Here is an 18,788-nt window from a genome sequence, read left to right as displayed (position 1 = left end):
CCGAGATGACCATCACCAGCGACGACGAACTCGAGGCCCTGCGCAAGATCGGCCGGATCGTCGCGCGGACCCTGGAAGCCATGGGCCAGGCCCTGGAGCCCGGCATGACCACCAAGGAGCTGGACGACATCGGCCGCGCCCTGCTGGAGGCCGAGGGGGCGCGCTCGGCGCCGGAGCTGGCCTACGGCTTCCCGGGCGCCACCTGCATCTCCGTCGGCCCCGACGTCGCCCACGGCATTCCCGGGGACCGGAGGATCGCCGCGGGCGACCTGGTGAACATCGACGTCTCGGCCGAGCTCGACGGCTTCTATGGCGATACGGGCGCCAGCTTCGCCGTGCCGCCGGTCTCCAAGACGATCGAGCGCCTGTGCCGCGACGGCCGCCGCGCCATGTGGAGCGGCATCCGCGCCGTGCGCCCCGGCGCGCCGCTGAACGCCATCGGCAAGGGCGTGGAGGGCTTCGCGCGGAAGAACGGCTACACCCTGATCCGCAACCTGGCGAGCCACGGCGTCGGCCGATCCCTGCACGAGGAGCCCGAGGGCCTGGCCACCTGGTACGACCCCGCCGACCGCCGCACCATCGGCGAGGGCCTGGTCTTCACCATCGAGCCCTTCCTGGCGCTCGGCGACGACTGGGTGGACGAGCTCGACGACGGGTGGACCCTGCGGCCCAGCCGCGGCGGCCCGGCGGTGCAGTACGAACACACGCTGGTGGCGACGAAGAACGGCCCGGTCATCCTGACCCTGGCGGCCTGAAACCAAACTATCGGGCGCACAGCGGTTGACGGGGCCAGGCCTTTCCAGTATCCACCGCGGCTCGTTTTTCTGACCTGGAGCCACCAACGTGAAGCGGACCTTTCAGCCGTCCCGACTCGTGCGTAAGCGCCGTCACGGCTTCCGCGCGCGCATGGCCACCAAGAATGGCCAAAAGGTCATTCAGCGCCGCCGCGCCAAGGGCCGCAAGCGTCTGAGCGCCTGAGGGCGTTCAGCCTTAAGCGGCATTGAGGTGTCGGCGTGACCGACGCCCCTATCAAGATCGAACGCCTGCGCAAGCGGCCGGACTTCCTGGCCGCGGCGCGGGCGTTTTCGTGTGCGCGCGGCGCCGTGGTCGTGCAGGCCCGCGACCGAAGCGACGCCGACCCGTTGGTCCGTGTCGGATTCACCGCCACCCGCAAGGTCGGCGGCGCCGTCGTCCGCAACCGCGCCAAGCGCCGGATGCGCGAGGCCGCCCGGCTCGTCCTGCCCGACTTCGCCCAGCCCGGACACGACTATGTGCTGATCGCCCGCGGCGGCGCGCCCACCCGTGCGTGGCCACGTCTGCTTGACGATGTGAAAAGCGCGCTGATAAGCCTCGCGGCCGAAAGCGACCGGCAGGCGCGTCCGTCTGCGACCGCATCCTCCCCTTCCGCCTGAGCGCGCGTCTCCATGCAAAACGAAAACACCCGCAACACGATCATCTTCGTGGTCAGCGCGGTCATCATCCTGATCGTCTACCAGTTCCTGGTGATCGAGCCGGCGGCCAAGCGGCGCCAAGCGGAGGCCGAGCGGGCCGCCGCCGCCGCGCCCGTCGCCCCGGGCACCAATACGGTCGGCGCGCCGGACTCCCTGCCGGCGACTGCGGCCCAGCTGGCGGACCGGGCGACGGTGGTCGCGACGACGCCGCGGGTGCCGGTGGCCACGCCCGCCCTGTCGGGCTCCATCGCCCTGCGCGGCGCGCGCATCGACGATCTCTTCCTGACGGACTACCGCACGACTGTCGATGCGGACGCCCCGCCCGTGGAGCTGCTGCGTCCCGAAGGCGCCGAGCACGCCTGGTTCGCCGAGTTCGGCTGGACGGGGGCGAACCTCGCCGGCCTGCCCACGCCCGACACCCGCTGGACGGTCATCGAGGGCGAGCGGCTGGCGCCGGATTCGCCGGTCACCCTGCGCTACTCCAACGGCCAGGGCCTGACCTTCACCCGCCAGATCGCCGTGGACGATCGCTACATGTTCACGGTCACCGACACGGTGGCCAACACGGGCGCGTCGGCCGTCACGCTCGCCCCCTACGCCTCGGTTCAGCGCCAGGGCGTGCCCGACGACCTCGGCCGCAACCAGATCGTCCACGAGGGCGCCGTCGGCTGGCTCGGCGACGAGCTGCGCCTGGTCAAGTACAAGAAGTGGGCGAAGGACGGCGGGCCGGAGGTCACCTCCACCGGCGGCTGGCTCGGCATCACCGACAAGTACTGGCTGGCCGCGCTCGTCCCCAATCAGGACGAGCAGATCAAGGGCGAGTTCCGCGTCACCGACGCCGGCGGCGGCCTGGAGATCTTCGAGGCCAACTATGTGGGCCAGCCGCACACCATCGCGCCCGGCCGCCAGATCACCGAGACGACCCGCCTGTTCGCCGGCGCCAAGACCGTTCCGGTGCTGAAGGCCTACGAGCGGAACCTCGACATCCCGCGCCTGGACAACGCCGTGGACTGGGGGAACTTCTGGTTCTTCACCCGGCCGCTGTTCTCGTTCCTGCACTGGCTCTACCAGCACATCGGCAATGTCGGCCTGGCCATCCTGGCGCTCACCGTCGTGGTGAAGCTGGTCTTCTTCCCGCTCGCCAACAAGAGCTACGAGTCGCTGACCAAGATGAAGAAGGTGCAGCCCCAGATCGAGGAGCTGCGCAAGAAGTACAAGGACGACCCGGCCAAGCAGCAGCAGGAGCTGCTCGGCCTCTATCAGAAAGAGAAGATCAATCCGCTGACGGGCTGTCTGCCCATGCTGCTGCAGATCCCTGTCTTCTACGCGCTCTACAAGGTTCTGACCGTCACGATCGAGATGCGGCACGCGCCCTTCTACGGCTGGATCCAGGACCTGTCGGCGCGTGATCCGACGACCATCTTCAACCTGTTCGGCGCCATTCCGTGGGATCCCTCGACAGCGCCGCTGATCGGAAGCTTCCTGAACGGGCCGCTGCACCTGGGCGTGCTGCCGCTGCTCTACGGCTTCACCATGTGGCTGACCACGGCGATGAACCCGCCGGCGGGTGATCCGATCCAGCAGCGCATCTTCCAGCTGATGCCGATCATGTTCACCTTCATCATGGCGCCGTTCGCCGCCGGCCTCCTGATCTACTGGACCTGGAACAACGTCCTGACGATCATCCAGCAGTACATCATCATGCGCCGCTTCAAGGTGGATAACCCGATCGACAGCCTGATCGGCCGCTTCACCGGCAAGAAGGCCGCCGGGTGAGCCAGCCCCCCGAGGAGATCTTCGACGCCGAGGCCCTGGAGCAGGCGCGCATCCTCTTCGCCCGCAAGGCGGAGTTCATGATGGGCGCCGTCTCCATCGACGGCCTGCCGGCGCCGGACCTGCCGGAGGTGGCCTTCGCCGGCCGCTCCAACGTCGGCAAGTCCTCGCTGATCAACGCCCTGGTGGGGCAGAAGCACCTGGCGCGGGCCTCCAACGAGCCGGGGCGGACGCGGGAGGTGAACTTCTTCGTGCTGGACGATCGCCTGCGGCTGGTCGACCTGCCCGGCTACGGCTGGGCGCGGGCGTCGAAGTCCGAGGTGAAGAAGTTCCAGAACCTGGGCCGGGACTATCTGCGCGGCCGGCCGAACCTGAAGCGGGCCTATCTGCTGATCGACGCCCGCCACGGGCTGAAGGCGGTGGACAACGAGCCCATGGACGCCTTCGACACCGCCGCGGTCTCCTACCAGATCGTGCTCACCAAGGCCGACAAGCTGAAGCCCGCCGAGGTCGAGGCGATGCGCGAGAAGACCCTGAAGGCCATCGCCAAGCGCCCGGCCGCCTTTCCGAGGGTGATCGCCACCTCCTCGGAGAAGGGCCAGGGCCTGGCCGAGCTGCGGGCCGAGATCGCCGCGGCCTGCGAGATCGGCGAGATCTAGCCGGCCGCGTCCGACCTCAGGGCTGCTTCACCACTTCGCCGCCCTTCATCACGAAGACCGGCGCCTCGAGCAGGGCGACGTCGGCCAGCGGATCGCCGGCCACGCCGACCAGGTCGCCCCAGGCGCCGGGCGCGACCACCCCGACCTGACCCTCCTGCCCCAGCGCTTCGGCGGCCGTGACGGTCGCCGACTGGATCGCCTGCAGCGGCGTTGCGCCATAGCGGACCATGACGGCGAACTGCTTGCCGTTGTCCCCATGCGGATAGACCCCGGCGTCGGTGCCGTAGACCATCTTCACGCCCGCCCTCAGCGCCTTGCGGAAGTTCTCCCGCTGGATCTCGGCGATGTCGCGGTCCTTGCGCAGATTGTCCTCCAGCACGCCGTTCTTGCGCCCTTCGGACTGGGTGTACTCGGTGTTGTAGATATCCATGCTGAAATAGGCCCCGTGCTCGCGGGCCAGCCGGATGCCCTCGTCGTCCACCAGGCTGGCGTGCTCGATGGTGTCGACGTCGCCCAGAATGGCGGCCTTGATGCCCGGCGCGCCGTGGGCGTGGGCGGCCACCTTCAGGCCGGCCATGTGGGCGGCTTCGGTGACGACCTTGATCTCGTCCAGCGACATCTGCTGCACGCCCGGCTCCGTCCCGCGGGAGAAGACGCCGCCGGTGGCGCAGATCTTGATCACCTGGGCCCCGTACTTGCGAAGCGTCCGGACGTTGCGCCGCGCCTCGTCGGCGCTGTCGGCGACATAGGGGCTCTTCTCCTCCATCGAGGGCGGGAAGAAGGTCGAGTCGCAGTGCCCGCCGGTGGCGCCGAAGGAATAGGCCGCCGTCACGATGCGCGGGCCGGGGATGTGGCCCTCGTCGATCGCCTCGCGCAGGCCGACGTCGCCATAGAATTCCGAGCCGACGTTGCGCACCGTGGTGAAGCCCGCCTCCAGCGTCTTCTTCGCATTGGCGGTCCCGACCGCCGTCCAGAAGGCGTCGGAGAACTGAAGGTAGTTGTAGCCGCCATAAACCGGGGTGGAGGTCAGATGGACGTGCATGTCGATCAGGCCGGGCAGCAGGGTCACGCCCGGCAGGCGGATCTCCGTCGCCCCCTCCGGCGCGGCCGCCGCCCCCGATCCGACGCGCGTCACCTTGCCGTCCGTGATCACCACCACGGGATCGGCGGTCATCTGGCCGGTGGCCGGATCGAGCAGGCGCGCGGCGCGGACGACGACGGTCTCGGCCTGCGCGGCCCCGGCCAGGGCGGCCAGGGCGAGGCCTGCGGCCAGGCGGCTGAAGTTCTTCGGATTCATGGCAAGCTCCCCGACTCGGCGGCCCCGCCGGGGCCAGAGCCTGGGCATAAGCGCCCGCTGCGCGCCCGTCGATTCGAAGATCATGCCCCGAGGATCGAATGGCGCCCGGGCGCCGAAGGATCGGGCGCTGGGTGACAGCAGGCCCTGCGTCCGCTATCGGGGCGCTCCGACCTGAAGGGAGCCCGCGCCACGTGACCGATATCCCCGAAGAAGAAGGCTGGGCGACCGCCAGGACCCTGGCCGAGGCCCTGCCCTTCATCCAGCACTACGACCGCGAAACCGTCGTCATCAAGTACGGCGGCCACGCCATGGGCGAGGAGTCGGTGGCCAAGCTGTTCGCCGCCGACGCGGTGCTCCTGAAGATGCTGGGCGTCCATCCCGTCGTCGTCCACGGCGGCGGTCCGCAGATCTCGCGCATGCTGGACAAGGCCGGGGTGAAGTCGAGCTTCGTCGACGGGCTGCGCGTGACCGACGCGGCCACCATGGAGGTCGCCGAGATGGTGCTGTCGGGCGCCATCAACAAGGAGATCGCCAACTGGATCACGCTCGCCGGCGCCGAGGCCGATGTGCGCGGCGTCGGCCTGTCGGGCAAGGACGCCCGGCTGATCACCGTCGAGAAGGCGGTTCGCACCCGCAAGGACCCCGACAGCCAGATCGAACAGGCGGTGGACCTGGGCTATGTGGGCGAACCCACCAAGGTCGATCCCAAGCTGATCGAGGCCCTGCTCTACGCCGACGAGGACTATGTGCCCGTCGTCGCCCCCATCGGCGTGTCGAAGGATGGCGAGACCTACAACATCAACGCCGACACGGTCGCCGGCGCCCTGGCCGGGGCGCTGCGCGCCAAGCGCATGCTGCTGCTGACCGACGTGAAGGGCGTGCTGGACGCCAATGGCGAGCTGATCCGCCAGATGAGCGTGGCCGAGGCCCGCGAGGCCATCGCTTCGGGCGTGGCCACGGGCGGCATGATCCCCAAGCTGGAGACCGCCATCAACGCCGTCGAATCCGGCGTCGAGGCGGTGGTCATCCTGGACGGCCGCCGGCCCCACGCCATGCTGGTCGAGCTCTTCACCGAGCACGGCGCAGGCACCCTGATCTCGGCATGAGCGCCGATCTCGTCCATATCGACACCTGGCTGTTCGACCTCGACAACACGCTCTACCCGGCCGAGTCCGGCTTCATGAGCGAGATCGAGGCGCGGATGACCGGCTTCGTGATGCGCGTGACCGGCCTGCCGCGGGACGAGGCCTTCGCCCTGCAGAAACGCTACCTGGCCGAACACGGCCTCACCCTTCGCGGGCTGATGGAGCACCACGGGGTCGATCCGCTGGAGTTCAACGCCCTCTTCCACGATCTTTCGCTCGACGCGCTCGCCCACGACGCCGAGCTGCTGGCCGCCCTGGACCGGCTGCCGGGCCGCCGGCTGATCTTCACCAACGCCGACGACATCCATGCCGAGCGGGTGCTGAAGCATCTGGGCCTCGACCATCTGTTCGACGACGTCTTCCACATCGAGTCCTTCGGCTTCCGCCCCAAGCCCGATCCGGCGGCCTTCGACGCCATGCTGGAGGCCCACGGCCTGGCGCCGGACGCGACCGCCTTCTTCGAGGATTCCGAGCGCAACCTGGCGCCGGCGGCGGCTCTGGGCATGACCACCGTCCTGGTGGGCCCTCACGCGCCGGCCTCGAGCGCCCCCTTCGTCCAACACCGCACCGAGAAGCTGGCGCCGTTCCTGGCGAACGCGCGTCTGAGGGAGACCCGCTGATGAGCACCGTGACCTTTGACGACCTGAAGACCGAGATCGAAGCCGCCTGGGAGCGGCGCGACGGCGTCTCCGTCGAGACCAAGGGCCCCGTGCGCACGGCGGTGGACGAAACCCTGCGCCTGCTCGACGAGGGCCGGCTGCGGGTGGCTGAGCGCGCCGAGGACGGCCAGTGGATCGTCCACCAGTGGGCCAAGCAGGCGATCCTGCTGTCCTTCCGCCTCAATCCCAATAGCGTCATGCACGCGGGCGCGCCGGGTCCCTATTGGGACAAGGTTCCGACCAAGTTCGACGGTTGGGACGCGCCTCAGTTCCAGGCGGCAGGCTTCCGGGCCGTGCCCGGCGCCGTCGTCCGCCGCGGCGCCTTTGTCGGCAGGAACGTGGTGCTGATGCCCTCCTTCGTGAACATCGGCGCCTATGTGGACGAGGGAACCATGGTCGACACCTGGGCGACCGTCGGCTCCTGCGCCCAGATCGGCAAGGGCGTGCACATTTCCGGCGGGGCCGGCATCGGCGGCGTGCTGGAGCCCCTGCAGGCCAATCCGACCATCGTCGAGGACGGCTGCTTCATCGGCGCCCGGTCCGAGGTGGCCGAGGGCGTCATCGTGCGCGAGGGCGCCGTCCTCTCCATGGGGGTCTTCATCACCGCCTCGACCAAGATCGTCGACCGCAAGACCGGCCAGGTCCATCGCGGCGAGGTGCCGCCCTATTCGGTGGTGGTTCCGGGCTCCCTGCCCGATCCGCACGGCGCGGGTCCGTCGCTCTACTGCGCCGTGATCGTCAAGACCGTCGACGCCCAGACCCGGTCGAAAACCAGCGTCAACGAACTGCTCCGCGACTGACCGCCAGCCGTCTCCGGCCCGCCGCACAGTTTACGCCCGTCCCCTGCCTATCCACAGGCAGGGACTGCTTTTTCCGCGCGTCACTCGCTCATTTTGAGCGGCGCCGCCGTTTCGCCGCATAGTGGAGTAGATTAGTTTTATTCGCAGAAGCGGCGACCCTTCTATTCTAGGTTAACAAAGTCTTCCCCCTCAGATAACCGCGTAAACCGAATAGAAGTTGTCGCCGCTTCGCCCGAATAACACGTACCGACGTCGTTAATACCACGTCAACCATAGGCGGAGCGGTGACCATGTTCTTGCTAAACAGGGATGAAGGGCGGCCACCCACCGCCTCTCGCGACCAGAATTCCGATGCTCACCAGGAAAGGCGTTGCTGGGATGAGCCGACGCCAGGTTATCTCGACCAGGACGCCATGCGGTTCTTCTACCGCTGGGGCGGACATCTCTCGGCGACGCTGATCCGGATTCGGGCCCGTTTCGACGGAGATCTGGACCAGTATGTCCTTTACCTGACCTTTCTCCTGGCGGAGCTCGCCGAAACCATGAACGCCGAGGCGGGCGCGGTGCGGCCGGCGCGCGGCATGAACGCCCTCAGCGTGTCGGAGATCACCGGCATCCCGCGCGAAAGCGCGCGCCGCAAGCTGCTGCTGCTGGCCGCCAACGGCTATCTGCACCGCGACGAGGAAGGCCTCTTCACCCTGGGCGACCGCTACGGCCTGGACGCCTTCTTCTCGGAGCTGAAGCCGCTCTTCTGGGACGCCGTGCGCCTCCCGCGCTGAAACGAGAGGCGCGCGGCGAAGCGCCTTAGTCGACCTCGTCCATCCAGCGCCACAGGCTGCGGATGGCCAGGGCCCGAAGGGCGGCGTCCTCGGAGATCGGGACAGGAAGCCCCGCCAGACTGAGGCAGTCGTTGAGCGTCAGCGGATCGCGAGGCGAATAGGACAGCCCCAGCGCCCGCGCCGTCTGCTGAAAGCGCCGCCAGGCGCATTCGACACCCGCCGCCGAACGAGCGGCCCCGAAGGGCAGAAGCCCTCCCTGCAAGACCCTCTGATAGGCCACAAGCGTGGCGCCGCCGCACAGCTTTGCGGCGATGAAGTCGAACGCCTCAGGGTCGAGCGGCTCCATGGCGAGATCCTCGGCCGGACAGCCGAGCAGCAGGGCGGACGGCGCCTCAGACCGGACGAAGGCGCTCATGACGACATTGCCCCGGTCGTCGGCGAAGGCGTACTGCAGCACGTGATCCCGCCCCTGCACGCCGAGCGAGCGAACCGCGAAATAAAGACGATCGGTTCCGACACACTTTTCCCTCACGCCCGGGATGTTCTTCAGAAGCTGGCCGGCGTCCTTGCGCGCAGGACGAACAGTTCGCAGGGCGAACCCCATCCGATTGGCCGCCGGCTTCTGACTCTTCCTGTGGAATATGCTGTGGATGAACATTCTTCGACTCCAACTCTGGAGTCATGAACTCATCTTCTCTTGAGAATGGGAATAATCGAGGTCCCTAGGCTGGGATGTTTTACGCACGTTAAGCAACTCAACTTGAGCGAGTTCAGGTCGGTGAGGCGCGTGATGCGAGCCATTGCCTGCGGGCCCCGCCACGGTTTAGGTGCAGCCATGCCCAGCCTCGACGCCGTTCGCCTCACCCAGGACCTTATCCGCCGCCCCTCGGTCACTCCGGCCGACGCCGGCGCCATGGACGTCCTCCAGGCGGAACTGGCGCGCCTGGGCTTTTCCTGCCGGCGCATGCGGTTCGGAGAGATCGAGAACCTCTACGCCCGCTACGGCGACGCCCGGCCCAATCTCTGCTTCGCCGGCCACACGGACGTGGTGCCGGTGGGCGACACCGCCGCCTGGAGCCGCGACGCCTTCGCCGGCGACATCGTCGACGAGATCCTGATCGGGCGCGGCGCGGTGGACATGAAGAGCGCCCTGGCGGCCTTCGCCGCGGCCGCCTCGGCCGCGATCGCCCGCGGCGAGGTCAAGGGGTCGCTGTCCTTCCTCATCACCGGCGACGAGGAGGGGGTGGCCACCCACGGCACCAAGATGGTGGTCGAGGCCCTGGCCGCCGAGGGCGAGGCGATCGACCACTGCGTGGTGGGCGAGCCGACCAGCGCCGAGACCTTCGGCGACATGATCAAGATCGGCCGCCGCGGCAGCATCAACGCCCAGATCACCGTGGAGGGAAGGCAGGGGCATGTCGCCTACCCCCACCGCGCCGCCAACCCCGTGCCGGTCCTGGTGCGCATCCTGGCGCGCCTGGACGCCCATGTGCTCGACGAGGGCTATACGGGCTTCCAGCCGTCCAACCTCGAGATCACCACGGTGGACGTGGGCAACGCCGCCACCAATGTGATCCCGGCCGCGGCCAGCGCCCGGGTCAATATCCGCTTCAACCCGGCCCATACGGGCGCGAAGCTGGCCGCCTGGATCGAAGACGTGGCGCAGGCCGAGGCCGCCGGCTTCCCCGGGACCGTCACCGTGACGCCCGCCATCAGCGGCGAGGCCTTCCTGACCGAGCCCGGCGACTTCACCGACGTGGTCGCCGCCGCCGTGCGCGATGTCGCCGGCCGGGACCCGGAGCTTTCCACCACCGGCGGCACGTCCGACGCCCGCTTCATCCGCGCCCTGTGCCCGGTGGTGGAGCTGGGTCTCGTGGGCAAGACCATGCATGCGGTGGACGAGCGCGCGCCGGTGGCCGAGATCCGCGACCTTCAGGCCGTCTACGAACGCCTGATCGCCCGCTATTTCGAGCGGTTCGGCGGCTGAGCGCACCGCAGGCGCGGTGGCGGCCGATCAGTCTTCCGCCGCTGACGCGTCGCCTTCGTACCTGACGCCGACGAGATAAAGGCCCTCGGCGGGCGCGACGGGGCCGCAGGCGCGGCGGTCCCGGGCCAGCAGCGCCTCGCGCACCCGTCCGGCCGGCCAGCGGCCGACGCCGACCTCGGCGAGGGTTCCGGTCATGGAGCGCACCTGCCGATGCAGGAAGGAGCGCGAGGCGAACTCCAGCAGCACCGCGTCGCCCTCGCGCCAGACGCGGGCCACGTCCAGGGTCTTCATCGGCGACTTGGCCTGGCACTGGAGATCGCGGAAGGTGGTGAAGTCGTGATGGCCGACCAGGGCCTGGGCCGCGACGTGCATGGCTTCGGCGTCCAGCGGCTTCTTGACGTGCCAGACCCGCCCACGGTCGAGGGCCGGCGGCGCCCGCCGGTTCAGGATCCGATAGACGTAGCGCCGCTCGGTGGCCGAGAAGCGGGCGTGCCAGCGCGGATCGTCCGGGACCTCCGCGGCCAGGACGACGACGGCCTCCTCGATCAGGTGGGCGTTGAGCGCATCGCGCACCACGTCGGGCTTCCAGTCCTTGTCGAGGTCGATGTGGACGACCTGGCCGGTGGCGTGGACGCCGGTGTCGGTGCGGCCGGCCGCCTGCAGACGCAGGTCCTGGCCGCAGAAGGCCTTCACCGCCCGCTCGATGGCGCCCTGGACGCTCGGCAGGCCTTCCTGGGCCTGGAAGCCGCGATAGGGGCGGCCGTCATACTCGACCGTGAGCTTGTAGCGGGGCATCAGGCGAGCCGCGTTCCCGCCGGCAGCGGGAAGCCGCGCAGGAAGACGTCGGACTCCTGCGGCCCGCGCCCCTCGCGCTGCAGCCGCATCAGGCGTACGGCGCCCTCGCCGCAGGCCACGAGCAGATCCTCGTCCAGCACCTCGCCCGGCGCGCCTTCGCCGTCCTCGCGACGGCAGGCGAGAACCTTGACGCGCACGGGCCCCTTCTCCGTCTGAGCGGTGAACCAGGCGCCCGGGAAGGGCGACAGGCCACGGATCTGGCCGTCCACCGCCGCCGCCGGCTTCGACCAGTCGATGCGCGCCTCCTTGGGCCGGATTTTCTTGGCGTAGGTGACGCCCGCCTCGGCCTGGGGAACGGCCTGGAGCTCGCCGATTTCGATCTTCGGCAGGCTCTCGGCGAGAAGGTCGGCGCCCAGGCGGGCCAGCCGGTCGTGGACGTCGCCGGCGGTGTCCAACGGACCGATGCGGGTCGTCGCCGTGGCGAGCACGGGCCCCTCGTCCAGCCCCTCGGTCATGCGCATCACCTGCACGCCGGTCACCGGATCGCCCGCCATCACCGCCCGCTGGATCGGGGCCGCGCCGCGCCAGCGCGGAAGCAGGGAGCCATGCAGGTTGAACGATCCGAGCCGCGGCGCGTCGAGCACCGCCGCCGGCAGGATCTGGCCGTAGGCGACCACGCAGGCGGCGTCGAGGTCGAGCGCCTGGAAGGCCGCCACCTCGGCCGGGTCGCGCATGGAGGCCGGCGTGCGCACCGGCAGGCCATGGGCCTCGGCGAAGGCGTGGACCGGCGAGGGCTTGAGCGTCTGCCCTCGGCCCCGCGGCGCGGGGGGCTGGGAATAGACGCAGGCGATCTCGTGGCCGGCCTCGACCAGGCGGGCGAGGGCGGCGACGGCGAAATCGGGAGTTCCGAGAAAGGCGAGGCGCATGGACGCGGTTTAGCCGTCCGCCTAGGCTGCGCAAAGCCGTGGGGGGAACCAATCGCAAAGCTTGACCGTTAACCCGCGGCTTCAGGAGAAGAGGAGGCGTCTATGCGCACCACCATCATCACCACCCTGGCCGCCGCTGCTGCGGCCTTCGCCCTGTCGGCCTGCACCCAGGCTGAGCAGAACGAGGCGGAAATGAACGCCGAGAACGCGGCCGCCGAGGCCAACGAAGCCGCCGCCGACGCCGCCGATGCGGCGGAGGAAGCCGCCTCGGACGCCGCGGCCATGGCCGAGGACGCGGCCAACGAGGCCGGCGAGGCGATGGAGAACGCCGGCGACGCCATGACCGGTGCGGCCAACGACGCCGAAGCCGAAGTCGAGGGCGAGACGCCCTAAGCGATCTCTCTTCGGAAATGCGAAAGGGCGGCTCGCTTGGCGCGGGCCGCCCTTTTTCGTCGCGAGGGGCCGGGGGCCGCCTCAGGCCGCGCGGGCGTGCTTCCTGACCTTGGCGATGGCCCGGTCGCGCTTCAACCGCGACAGATGGTCGATGAAGAGCACGCCTTCCAGGTGGTCCATCTCGTGCTGGATGCAGACGGCGAAGAGCCCCTCGGCGTCCTCCTCCACCTGCTCGCCCTGATAGTTCATGTAGCGCAGTTTCACGCGCGCCGGGCGGTCCACCTCGTCATAGATCTCGGGGATGGACAGGCAGCCCTCCTCGTAGGGCGCGGTCTCCTCCGAGGCCCACAGGATCTCCGGATTGACGAAGTAGCGCGGGTGCTTCTCCTCGTCGGGTCCGGAAATGTCCATGACGATGACGCGCTTGGGCACGCCGATCTGGATGGCCGCCAGTCCGATGCCGGGGGCGGCGTACATGGTCTCCAGCATGTCGTCCATCAGGGCGCGCAACTCGTCGTCGACCTTGTCGACGGGTTGGGAGACCTGCTTGAGGACCGGGTTCGGGACCGTGAGAATTTCGCGGATGGCCATGACTTGCGAGGTAAGCGCGCCAATCCTGAGCGTCAAGGTCGGGCTTGTCGCAGATCAGCGATCCTCGCCCACCGCACGGATGTGGGGGGAAGGCTCGCTGTCGTCGGTCAGCTTGGCGAGCGGACGAACCGCCGTCTCGAGCGGCGAGAGTTCCGGCAGTTCGCGGCCCTCATGGTCCACCTTCAGGTCCTCGAAGCGCCGGGCCTGGGTCAGCACCTGGCTCTCCAGCGAGCCCACGAACTGATTGTACTTGCCCACCGCCTGCTCGAGGGCGCGGCCGACGCCCAGGGCGTGGCTCCCCATGACGGAGACGCGCTTGTAGAGCTCCCGGCCCAGGTCGGCCACCTGCCGCGCATTGACCGCCTGGTCCTCCACCCGCCAGCCATAGACGACCGCCTTGCACAGGGCGAAGAGGGTGGTGGGCGTGACGATGATCACGCGGCGATCCATGGCCTCGCTGAGCAGGTCGGGAGCCCGCTCCAGCGCCGCGGCCAGGAAGCCGTCGCCCGGCACGAACATGGCCACGAAGTCGGGCGAACGGTCGAACTGATCCCAGTAGGCCTTGGCCGACAGGCCCGACATGTGGCTGCGCACGCTCTGGGCGTGACGCACCAGGCAGGCGTCGCGGGCCGCCTCGTCCACAGCCTCCAGGCTCTCCAGGAAGGCGTTCAGCGAGCACTTGGCGTCGATCACGAAGACGCCGCCGCCGGGCAGCCGCACCACCACGTCGGGCCGGCGGCGGCCTTCCTCGGTGTCGGTCTGGGCCTGTTCCTCGAAATCGTACCGGTGGGTCAGACCGGCGGCGTCGAGCACGTTGCGCAGGGTCTGCTCGCCCCAGCGGCCCTGGACCCCGGCGCCGCGGCGGAGCGCCGCGGAGAGCTTGCGGGCCTCGTCCTGCGTGGCGGCCGAGGCCTTCATCAGCTGCTCGATCTGCGCCTTCAGACCGCCGGTCTCCTCGGCGCGGGTCTTTTCGACGGCCGTCACCTGTTCCTGGAACTTCAGCAGGGTTTCGGCCACCGGCTTGAGCTGCGCCTCCAGGCGCGCCTGGGCGAGCTGCTCGCGGTTCTTGAAGGTCTCGTCCGTGCGCTTGAGCAGCTCGTCGGCCACCCGGCTCGCCTGTTCGGCGGCCTGGGCGCGCAGGAGTTCGGCCTGGGCCTCGGCCTGCGCCTTGAAGGCGCGCAGCTCGGCCTCGGCGTCGGCGCTGCGGTCGCGCAGCTCCCAGAGGGCGGTCTGCGCCCGGTCGGCGCGCCGCCGTTCCAGTATGGCCCAGGCGAAGCCGGCCACGGCGGCGAGCGCGCAGACGAGGATGGCGATCAGAGCAGGGTCGAAGTTCATGGTCCGTTCCTAGCTGGAGTCGCGCCTCGAAGCCAGTCCGCCCAGGCCGCCTCGGCAAGCTTGACCATGGCAGGCTAGGCCAGAGTCGTGTCAGTCGTTCGGCGGTTTTGCTGCAGGATGGCCGCGCTCAGGCGGGCCGGCGTGCGCGCAGCGCCTGGGCGATCGTGCCGTCGTCCAGCCAGTCGAGTTCGCCGCCCACGGGCACGCCGCGGGCCAGCATGGAGATGGTGACGCCCGCGCCCGCCAGCCGCTCGGCCAGGTAATGGGCCGTGGTCTGGCCATCCACCGTCGCCGGCAGGGCGAGGATGACCTCCGACACTTCGGGCGCGCCGGCCCGCGAGACCAGCGGACCGATGCGCAGGGCGTCGGGCCCGACGCCGTCCAGGGCCGAAAGCAGGCCGCCCAGCACGTGATAGCGGCCCCGGAAGGCGCCGCCGCGCTCCATGGCCCACAGGGCGCCGACCTCCTCGACGACACAGATCAGGCCGGCGTCGCGCTGCGGATCGGAACACACCGCGCAGGGGTCCTGAGTGTCCAGCGCCCCGCAGACGGAGCAGGTCTTCACCCGCTCGGCCGCATCGGCCAGGGCGCCGGCCAGCGGCGTCAGAAGCTGTTCGCGCCGCTTGAGCAGGGCGAGCGTCGCACGGCGTGCGGATCGCGGCCCCATGCCCGGCAGCTTGGCGAGCAGAGCGATCAGGCGTTCGATTTCCGGTCCGGCGGAGGCGGCCAAGGGCGTCCGATCAGAACTTCGGCATGCCAGGCAGGCCCATGCCGGCCAGCGGACCTGCGGCCTCGCGCATCACCTCGGCCTGCATCTGGTCCAGCTTGCGCTTGGCGTCGGCGTGGGCGGCGACGATCAGGTCCGACAGCACCTCGCCCTCGCCCGGAGCCAACAGGCGCTCGTCCAGGGCCACGCCGGCCAGTTCGCCGGAGCCCTTGAGCGTCACGGTCACCATGCCGCCGCCGGAGGTGCCCTCGACCGTGGTTTCGGCGAGCTTCGCCTGGGCGTCGGCCAGCTTCTGCTGCATGGCCTGGGCCTGCTTCATCAGGGCGCCGAGGTCCTTCATGGGGCTCTAGTCCTCTTCGTTGTCGGTCTCGTCCTCGCCCGCAGGCTGGACGTCGGGTTGCGGCAGGGCGCGGACGCTGACGATCTCGGCGCCCGGAAAGGCCTCCATCACGGCGCGGACGAAGGGATCCTGCTCGATCTTCTGACGGGCCTCGCGCTCCTCGCGCTTCTGCTTCTCCCACAGGCTCTCGGCGCCGCCGCCGCCCTGGGCGGCGATCAGCCAGGGCGTGCCGGTCCACTCCTTCAGCCGGCCGGCCAGGCGCTGGATCAGGTTGTTGGGCGCGCCGGGCGCGGGCTCGAATTCGATGACGCCGGGGCGGAAGGCGATGGGGCGCATGAAGCGCTCGACGTCCAGGCGCAGCGAAATGTCGCGCTTCTGGTCGATCAGCGCGATGACGTCCTCGAAGCGGCGCAGGGTGATCTCCGGCGCCCCCTGCGGCGCCGGGGCGGCCATCTGCCGGGCCACGGCGCTGGCGCCCCCGCCGCCCCCGCCGCCGCCGGACGATCCGCCGCCGCCGGAAGGTCCGGAGCCCTGGGGCAGAGGCTCGCCGGCCTGCAGCTTCTTCAGCGCCTCCTCCGGCCCGGGCAGGTCGGCGGCGTAGGCCAGGCGGATCAGGGCCATGTCGGCGGCCGCAGCCGGGTCCGGCGCCCGGCGGACCTCCTCGTGCGCCCGCAGCAGCATCTGCCACACCCGCGACAGGGTGCCGGCCGAGAGCGCCGCGCCGATGGCGGTGAGTCGGGCGGCCTGCTCCTTGGGCATGATCAGGGCCTGCGGCCCGACCGCCTTGGCCACCGAGGCCGAGTGGCAGTGCTCCAGCAGGTCCATCATCACCTGGGCCGGATCGGCGCCGTAGCCATAGAGGCTGCGGAACGCCTCGATGGCCGCGCCCGCCTCGCCCTTCATGGCCTGTTCGAACAGGGTGATGGTCTGGGCCCGGTCGGCCAGGCCCAGCATGTCGCGGATGGAGGCGGCGCTGACCGTCTGGCCGGCCTCGGCCTGGACGATGGCCTGGTCGAGCATCGACTGGGCGTCGCGCACCGAACCCTCGGCGGCGCGCGCGATCAGCATCAGCCCCTCGGACTCCACACGGGCGCCCTCGCGCTCGCAGATCATCTCCAGGTTCTTGACGATCACCTCCGGCTCCACCCGGCGCAGGTCGAACCGCTGGGTGCGCGACAGGATGGTCACCGGCACCTTGCGGATCTCGGTGGTGGCGAAGATGAACTTGGCGTGCGGGGGCGGCTCCTCCAGCGTCTTGAGCAGGGCGTTGAACGCCCCGGTCGAGAGCATGTGGACCTCGTCGATGATGTAGACCTTGTAGCGCGCCTCGACGGGGGCGTAGCGCACCCCGTCGAGCAGCTCGCGCATGTCGCTCACGCCCGTGCGGCTGGCGGCGTCCAGCTCCAGCACGTCCATGTGCCGCCCCTCGACGATGGCGCGGCAGTGGCGGCCCTCCTGGGCCAGGTCGAGCGTCGGGCCGTGGACGGCGTCGGATTCGTAGTTCAGCGCCCGCGCCAGCAGGCGCGCCGTCGTGGTCTTGCCGACGCCGCGGACGCCGGTGAGCATGAAGGCGTGGGCGATGCGGCCGGCGGCGAAGGCGTTGCGCAGGGTGCGCACCATCGCCTCCTGACCATAGAGGTCCTCGAAGGTGCGCGGCCGGTACTTCCGGGCGATGACGGTATAGGCGGCGCTCCCTTCGGCCGCCGCAGGAACCGGCGGCGGCGCAGACGCGTCGCCGAACATGTCCGAGGTGTTCGGATCACGCTCGGGCGGATCGGGATCGAGCGTGAGGTCTTGGTCGGACATCGGGGGAGCGCTGGGGGTCGGGTGGAGACCGGACGACGACCCGGAGCGAAACTCGTTGCGGCTGCTTCCTTCCGGACCTGACCGGGTTGGCGAGGACTCCGTCCGCCGCCGATCTCCTGCCCCCAATATCGCGATGGAAAGGGGTGCGTGCAAGCGCGGGCGACGATAGAACCGCGTTCATGCCTCTGAACGCCTTCCAGAACACCTTCGCCGGCAACCCGCTCGACCGGGCCAGCGACCGGCGGACCGACGTCGCCTGGCTCGCCGAAATGCAGGCCTCGCCCGAATCGCTGGCCATGGTGCTGTGGAACGGAAAGCCCCTGTGCGAGGCCGCTCCTGGCGGCGGCGTGCAGATCGCCTATGTGCCCGCGACCATGTCCGACGAGCTGGCCGGCGGCGCCGAGCGGCTGCTGTTCATGGGGCTCTGGAAGGAGACGGCGGTCTTCGCCGTGGACATCGAGGGCGGCGTCGACCCGGCCGAGGGCCCCTTGCGCGGTCTGGGCGCCTTCGAGGACCTGCGCGCCGTGGCCATGCGGCTGACGCCCGCCGAAGCCGCCATGGCCGCCACGGCCAAGTCGATGTTCGAATGGCGCCGCCGCCACCGCCACTGCGCGGCCTGCGGCGAGCCGAGCCTCCCGGTGGACGGCGGCTGGAAACGCCAGTGCCCCGCCTGCAAGGCCGAGCACTTCCCCCGCACCGATCCGGTGGTGATCATGCTGCCCTACATCGGCGACCGCTGCATGCTGGGCCGGCAGGCCGCCTGGCCCAAGGGCATGTTCTCGGCCCTGGCCGGCTTCCTGGAGCCCGGCGAGACGATCGAAGAGGCCTGCGCCCGCGAACTGATGGAGGAGGCCGGCCTGAAGGCGACCACCGTCACCTACCATTCGACCCAGCCCTGGCCCTATCCGTCCTCCCTGATGATCGGCCTGCTGGCCGAGGTGGAGAACGACGAGGCCGCGCCCGACCAGACCGAGCTCTCCGAGGTCCGCTGGTTCACCCGCGCTCAGGCCCGCGACCTACTGGCCGGCAAGATCGAGGACGCCTCGGCCCCCGGGCCGCTCGCCATCGCCCACCAGCTGATCAAGGCCTGGGCCGAAGACGGCGGCTGAGGCCTCAGCGCACCTTCAGAACCAGCACCACCAGCAGGGCGGACAGGCCGAGGTGGACGAGCATGAAGCGCACGAGCACCTGCGCGTTGGACCAGCCGAGCGCCTTTCGGCAGTGGTCGTGCAGCGGAAAGCGGACGCCTGTCAGGATGGGGATCTTGAAGAAGCGGGTGACCGCCACCTTCACCAGGCCCGTCGCGCCGTTGAGCAGGATGACCG

At 69.8% G+C, this 18,788-nt stretch carries 22 protein-coding genes and 1 other RNA gene; 12 read left to right on the top strand and 11 right to left on the bottom strand.

The features are described 5' to 3' along the window. Nucleotides 1–5: 5 nt before the first annotated feature. From map to yihA, 5 genes are all read left to right on the top strand, one after another. Nucleotides 6–755 carry a type I methionyl aminopeptidase gene (gene map / locus H2041_RS11450; protein ID WP_293412759.1) on the top strand — a complete coding sequence of 250 codons (750 nt, stop codon included), beginning with the start codon at nucleotides 6–8 and terminating at the stop codon, nucleotides 753–755. Nucleotides 756–843: 88 nt separating this feature from the next. Then, a complete protein-coding gene (gene rpmH / locus H2041_RS11445; RefSeq protein WP_293412757.1) occupies nucleotides 844–978 on the top strand; it encodes a 50S ribosomal protein L34 in 135 nt (44 codons plus the stop codon). Between the two features lie 35 nt (nucleotides 979–1,013). Next, nucleotides 1,014–1,412 carry a ribonuclease P protein component gene (locus H2041_RS11440; RefSeq protein WP_293412755.1) on the top strand — a complete coding sequence of 133 codons (399 nt, stop codon included), beginning with the start codon at nucleotides 1,014–1,016 and terminating at the stop codon, nucleotides 1,410–1,412. Nucleotides 1,413–1,424: 12 nt separating this feature from the next. Next, nucleotides 1,425–3,227 carry a membrane protein insertase YidC gene (yidC, locus tag H2041_RS11435; protein ID WP_293412753.1) on the top strand — a complete coding sequence of 601 codons (1,803 nt, stop codon included), beginning with the start codon at nucleotides 1,425–1,427 and terminating at the stop codon, nucleotides 3,225–3,227. Further along, nucleotides 3,224–3,883, top strand: coding sequence for a ribosome biogenesis GTP-binding protein YihA/YsxC (yihA, locus tag H2041_RS11430; protein WP_293412751.1), 660 nt, complete (start codon nucleotides 3,224–3,226; stop codon nucleotides 3,881–3,883). The genes yidC and yihA overlap by 4 nt, the downstream gene beginning before the upstream one ends. Nucleotides 3,884–3,899: 16 nt before the next feature. Here the strand turns inward: yihA and H2041_RS11425 are convergent, their stop codons facing one another. Beyond that, the gene (locus H2041_RS11425) at nucleotides 3,900–5,180 is read right to left on the bottom strand and encodes an amidohydrolase family protein (protein WP_293412749.1); all 1,281 of its coding nucleotides are present in this window, start codon (nucleotides 5,178–5,180) and stop codon (nucleotides 3,900–3,902) included. Between the two features lie 191 nt (nucleotides 5,181–5,371). On the opposite strand from H2041_RS11425, the gene argB reads away from it, so the two are divergent. The 4 genes from argB to H2041_RS11405 all read left to right on the top strand — a co-directional run bounded on the left by argB (nucleotide 5,372) and on the right by H2041_RS11405 (nucleotide 8,563). Further along, nucleotides 5,372–6,286, top strand: coding sequence for an acetylglutamate kinase (gene argB / locus H2041_RS11420; protein WP_293412747.1), 915 nt, complete (start codon nucleotides 5,372–5,374; stop codon nucleotides 6,284–6,286). Continuing rightward, nucleotides 6,283–6,945: a pyrimidine 5'-nucleotidase gene (locus H2041_RS11415; RefSeq protein ID WP_293412745.1), complete on the top strand. Its 663-nt coding sequence runs from the start codon at nucleotides 6,283–6,285 to the stop codon at nucleotides 6,943–6,945. The genes argB and H2041_RS11415 overlap by 4 nt, the downstream gene beginning before the upstream one ends. Continuing rightward, nucleotides 6,945–7,784: a 2,3,4,5-tetrahydropyridine-2,6-dicarboxylate N-succinyltransferase gene (gene dapD / locus H2041_RS11410; protein ID WP_293412743.1), complete on the top strand. Its 840-nt coding sequence runs from the start codon at nucleotides 6,945–6,947 to the stop codon at nucleotides 7,782–7,784. The genes H2041_RS11415 and dapD overlap by 1 nt, the downstream gene beginning before the upstream one ends. A gap of 413 nt (nucleotides 7,785–8,197) precedes the next feature. After that, the gene (locus H2041_RS11405) at nucleotides 8,198–8,563 is read left to right on the top strand and encodes a hypothetical protein (protein WP_293412741.1); all 366 of its coding nucleotides are present in this window, start codon (nucleotides 8,198–8,200) and stop codon (nucleotides 8,561–8,563) included. A 25-nt stretch (nucleotides 8,564–8,588) separates the two neighbouring features. Here H2041_RS11405 and H2041_RS11400 read toward each other — a convergent pair whose 3' ends face one another. Continuing rightward, the gene (locus H2041_RS11400; protein WP_293412739.1) at nucleotides 8,589–9,221 is read right to left on the bottom strand and encodes a hypothetical protein; all 633 of its coding nucleotides are present in this window, start codon (nucleotides 9,219–9,221) and stop codon (nucleotides 8,589–8,591) included. Nucleotides 9,222–9,398: 177 nt separating this feature from the next. Here H2041_RS11400 and dapE point away from each other — a divergent pair, with 177 nt between their 5' ends. After that, nucleotides 9,399–10,550 (top strand): succinyl-diaminopimelate desuccinylase, encoded by a 1,152-nt coding sequence (gene dapE / locus H2041_RS11395; RefSeq protein ID WP_293412737.1) that lies wholly within the window; start codon nucleotides 9,399–9,401, stop codon nucleotides 10,548–10,550. 27 nt (nucleotides 10,551–10,577) lie between these two features. Here dapE and truA read toward each other — a convergent pair whose 3' ends face one another. Together truA and fmt are read right to left on the bottom strand one after the other, a co-directional pair. After that, complete coding sequence (truA, locus tag H2041_RS11390) at nucleotides 10,578–11,345, bottom strand: tRNA pseudouridine(38-40) synthase TruA (RefSeq protein WP_293412735.1); 768 nt, start codon at nucleotides 11,343–11,345, stop codon at nucleotides 10,578–10,580. Beyond that, nucleotides 11,345–12,271, bottom strand: coding sequence for a methionyl-tRNA formyltransferase (gene fmt, locus H2041_RS11385; protein WP_293412733.1), 927 nt, complete (start codon nucleotides 12,269–12,271; stop codon nucleotides 11,345–11,347). Before fmt ends, truA begins: the two co-directional genes overlap by 1 nt. Nucleotides 12,272–12,373: 102 nt before the next feature. Between fmt and H2041_RS11380 the strand changes: the two genes are divergently transcribed. Next, nucleotides 12,374–12,664, top strand: coding sequence for a hypothetical protein (locus H2041_RS11380; protein ID WP_293412731.1), 291 nt, complete (start codon nucleotides 12,374–12,376; stop codon nucleotides 12,662–12,664). A gap of 81 nt (nucleotides 12,665–12,745) precedes the next feature. Here H2041_RS11380 and H2041_RS11375 read toward each other — a convergent pair whose 3' ends face one another. From H2041_RS11375 to ffs, 6 genes are all read right to left on the bottom strand, one after another. Next, nucleotides 12,746–13,255 carry a peptide deformylase gene (locus H2041_RS11375; RefSeq protein ID WP_293412729.1) on the bottom strand — a complete coding sequence of 170 codons (510 nt, stop codon included), beginning with the start codon at nucleotides 13,253–13,255 and terminating at the stop codon, nucleotides 12,746–12,748. Between the two features lie 54 nt (nucleotides 13,256–13,309). Then, nucleotides 13,310–14,590, bottom strand: coding sequence for a DNA recombination protein RmuC (gene rmuC, locus H2041_RS11370; RefSeq protein ID WP_293412727.1), 1,281 nt, complete (start codon nucleotides 14,588–14,590; stop codon nucleotides 13,310–13,312). Nucleotides 14,591–14,717: 127 nt separating this feature from the next. Beyond that, nucleotides 14,718–15,320: a recombination mediator RecR gene (gene recR / locus H2041_RS11365; protein ID WP_293412725.1), complete on the bottom strand. Its 603-nt coding sequence runs from the start codon at nucleotides 15,318–15,320 to the stop codon at nucleotides 14,718–14,720. Between the two features lie 10 nt (nucleotides 15,321–15,330). Next, the gene (locus tag H2041_RS11360) at nucleotides 15,331–15,657 is read right to left on the bottom strand and encodes a YbaB/EbfC family nucleoid-associated protein (protein ID WP_293412723.1); all 327 of its coding nucleotides are present in this window, start codon (nucleotides 15,655–15,657) and stop codon (nucleotides 15,331–15,333) included. 6 nt (nucleotides 15,658–15,663) lie between these two features. Continuing rightward, complete coding sequence (locus tag H2041_RS11355) at nucleotides 15,664–17,463, bottom strand: DNA polymerase III subunit gamma/tau (RefSeq protein WP_293412721.1); 1,800 nt, start codon at nucleotides 17,461–17,463, stop codon at nucleotides 15,664–15,666. 19 nt (nucleotides 17,464–17,482) lie between these two features. Continuing rightward, nucleotides 17,483–17,581, bottom strand: an RNA gene (ffs, locus tag H2041_RS11350) — signal recognition particle sRNA small type. Between the two features lie 61 nt (nucleotides 17,582–17,642). Between ffs and nudC the strand changes: the two genes are divergently transcribed. Next, entirely contained in the window at nucleotides 17,643–18,572 is a 930-nt protein-coding gene (gene nudC, locus H2041_RS11345) for an NAD(+) diphosphatase (protein ID WP_293412719.1), read from the top strand. Between the two features lie 4 nt (nucleotides 18,573–18,576). On the opposite strand, the gene H2041_RS11340 is transcribed toward nudC, so the two are convergent. Then, the coding region (locus tag H2041_RS11340) for a hypothetical protein (RefSeq protein ID WP_293412717.1) at nucleotides 18,577–18,788 on the bottom strand (212 nt) is incomplete at its 5' end.

Source organism: Phenylobacterium sp. (assembly GCF_013911965.1).
Taxonomy (GTDB): Bacteria; Pseudomonadota; Alphaproteobacteria; order Caulobacterales; family Caulobacteraceae; genus Phenylobacterium.
This window is presented reverse-complemented; position numbering and strand designations above follow the sequence as displayed.

Bases quoted from the DNA above. Each gene is read 5' to 3' on its own strand.
- map (WP_293412759.1), top strand. From the start codon at position 6: ATGACCATCACCAGCGACGACGAACTCGAGGCCCTGCGCAAGATCGGC.
- yidC (WP_293412753.1), top strand. From the start codon at position 1,425: ATGCAAAACGAAAACACCCGCAACACGATCATCTTCGTGGTCAGCGCG.
- H2041_RS11425 (WP_293412749.1), bottom strand. From the start codon at position 5,180: ATGAATCCGAAGAACTTCAGCCGCCTGGCCGCAGGCCTCGCCCTGGCC.
- H2041_RS11415 (WP_293412745.1), top strand. From the start codon at position 6,283: ATGAGCGCCGATCTCGTCCATATCGACACCTGGCTGTTCGACCTCGAC.
- dapD (WP_293412743.1), top strand. From the start codon at position 6,945: ATGAGCACCGTGACCTTTGACGACCTGAAGACCGAGATCGAAGCCGCC.
- H2041_RS11405 (WP_293412741.1), top strand. From the start codon at position 8,198: ATGCGGTTCTTCTACCGCTGGGGCGGACATCTCTCGGCGACGCTGATC.
- H2041_RS11400 (WP_293412739.1), bottom strand. From the start codon at position 9,221: ATGTTCATCCACAGCATATTCCACAGGAAGAGTCAGAAGCCGGCGGCC.
- dapE (WP_293412737.1), top strand. From the start codon at position 9,399: ATGCCCAGCCTCGACGCCGTTCGCCTCACCCAGGACCTTATCCGCCGC.
- truA (WP_293412735.1), bottom strand. From the start codon at position 11,345: ATGCCCCGCTACAAGCTCACGGTCGAGTATGACGGCCGCCCCTATCGC.
- fmt (WP_293412733.1), bottom strand. From the start codon at position 12,271: ATGCGCCTCGCCTTTCTCGGAACTCCCGATTTCGCCGTCGCCGCCCTC.
- H2041_RS11380 (WP_293412731.1), top strand. From the start codon at position 12,374: ATGCGCACCACCATCATCACCACCCTGGCCGCCGCTGCTGCGGCCTTC.
- H2041_RS11375 (WP_293412729.1), bottom strand. From the start codon at position 13,255: ATGGCCATCCGCGAAATTCTCACGGTCCCGAACCCGGTCCTCAAGCAG.
- rmuC (WP_293412727.1), bottom strand. From the start codon at position 14,590: ATGAACTTCGACCCTGCTCTGATCGCCATCCTCGTCTGCGCGCTCGCC.
- H2041_RS11360 (WP_293412723.1), bottom strand. From the start codon at position 15,657: ATGAAGGACCTCGGCGCCCTGATGAAGCAGGCCCAGGCCATGCAGCAG.
- H2041_RS11355 (WP_293412721.1), bottom strand. From the start codon at position 17,463: ATGTCCGACCAAGACCTCACGCTCGATCCCGATCCGCCCGAGCGTGAT.
- nudC (WP_293412719.1), top strand. From the start codon at position 17,643: ATGCCTCTGAACGCCTTCCAGAACACCTTCGCCGGCAACCCGCTCGAC.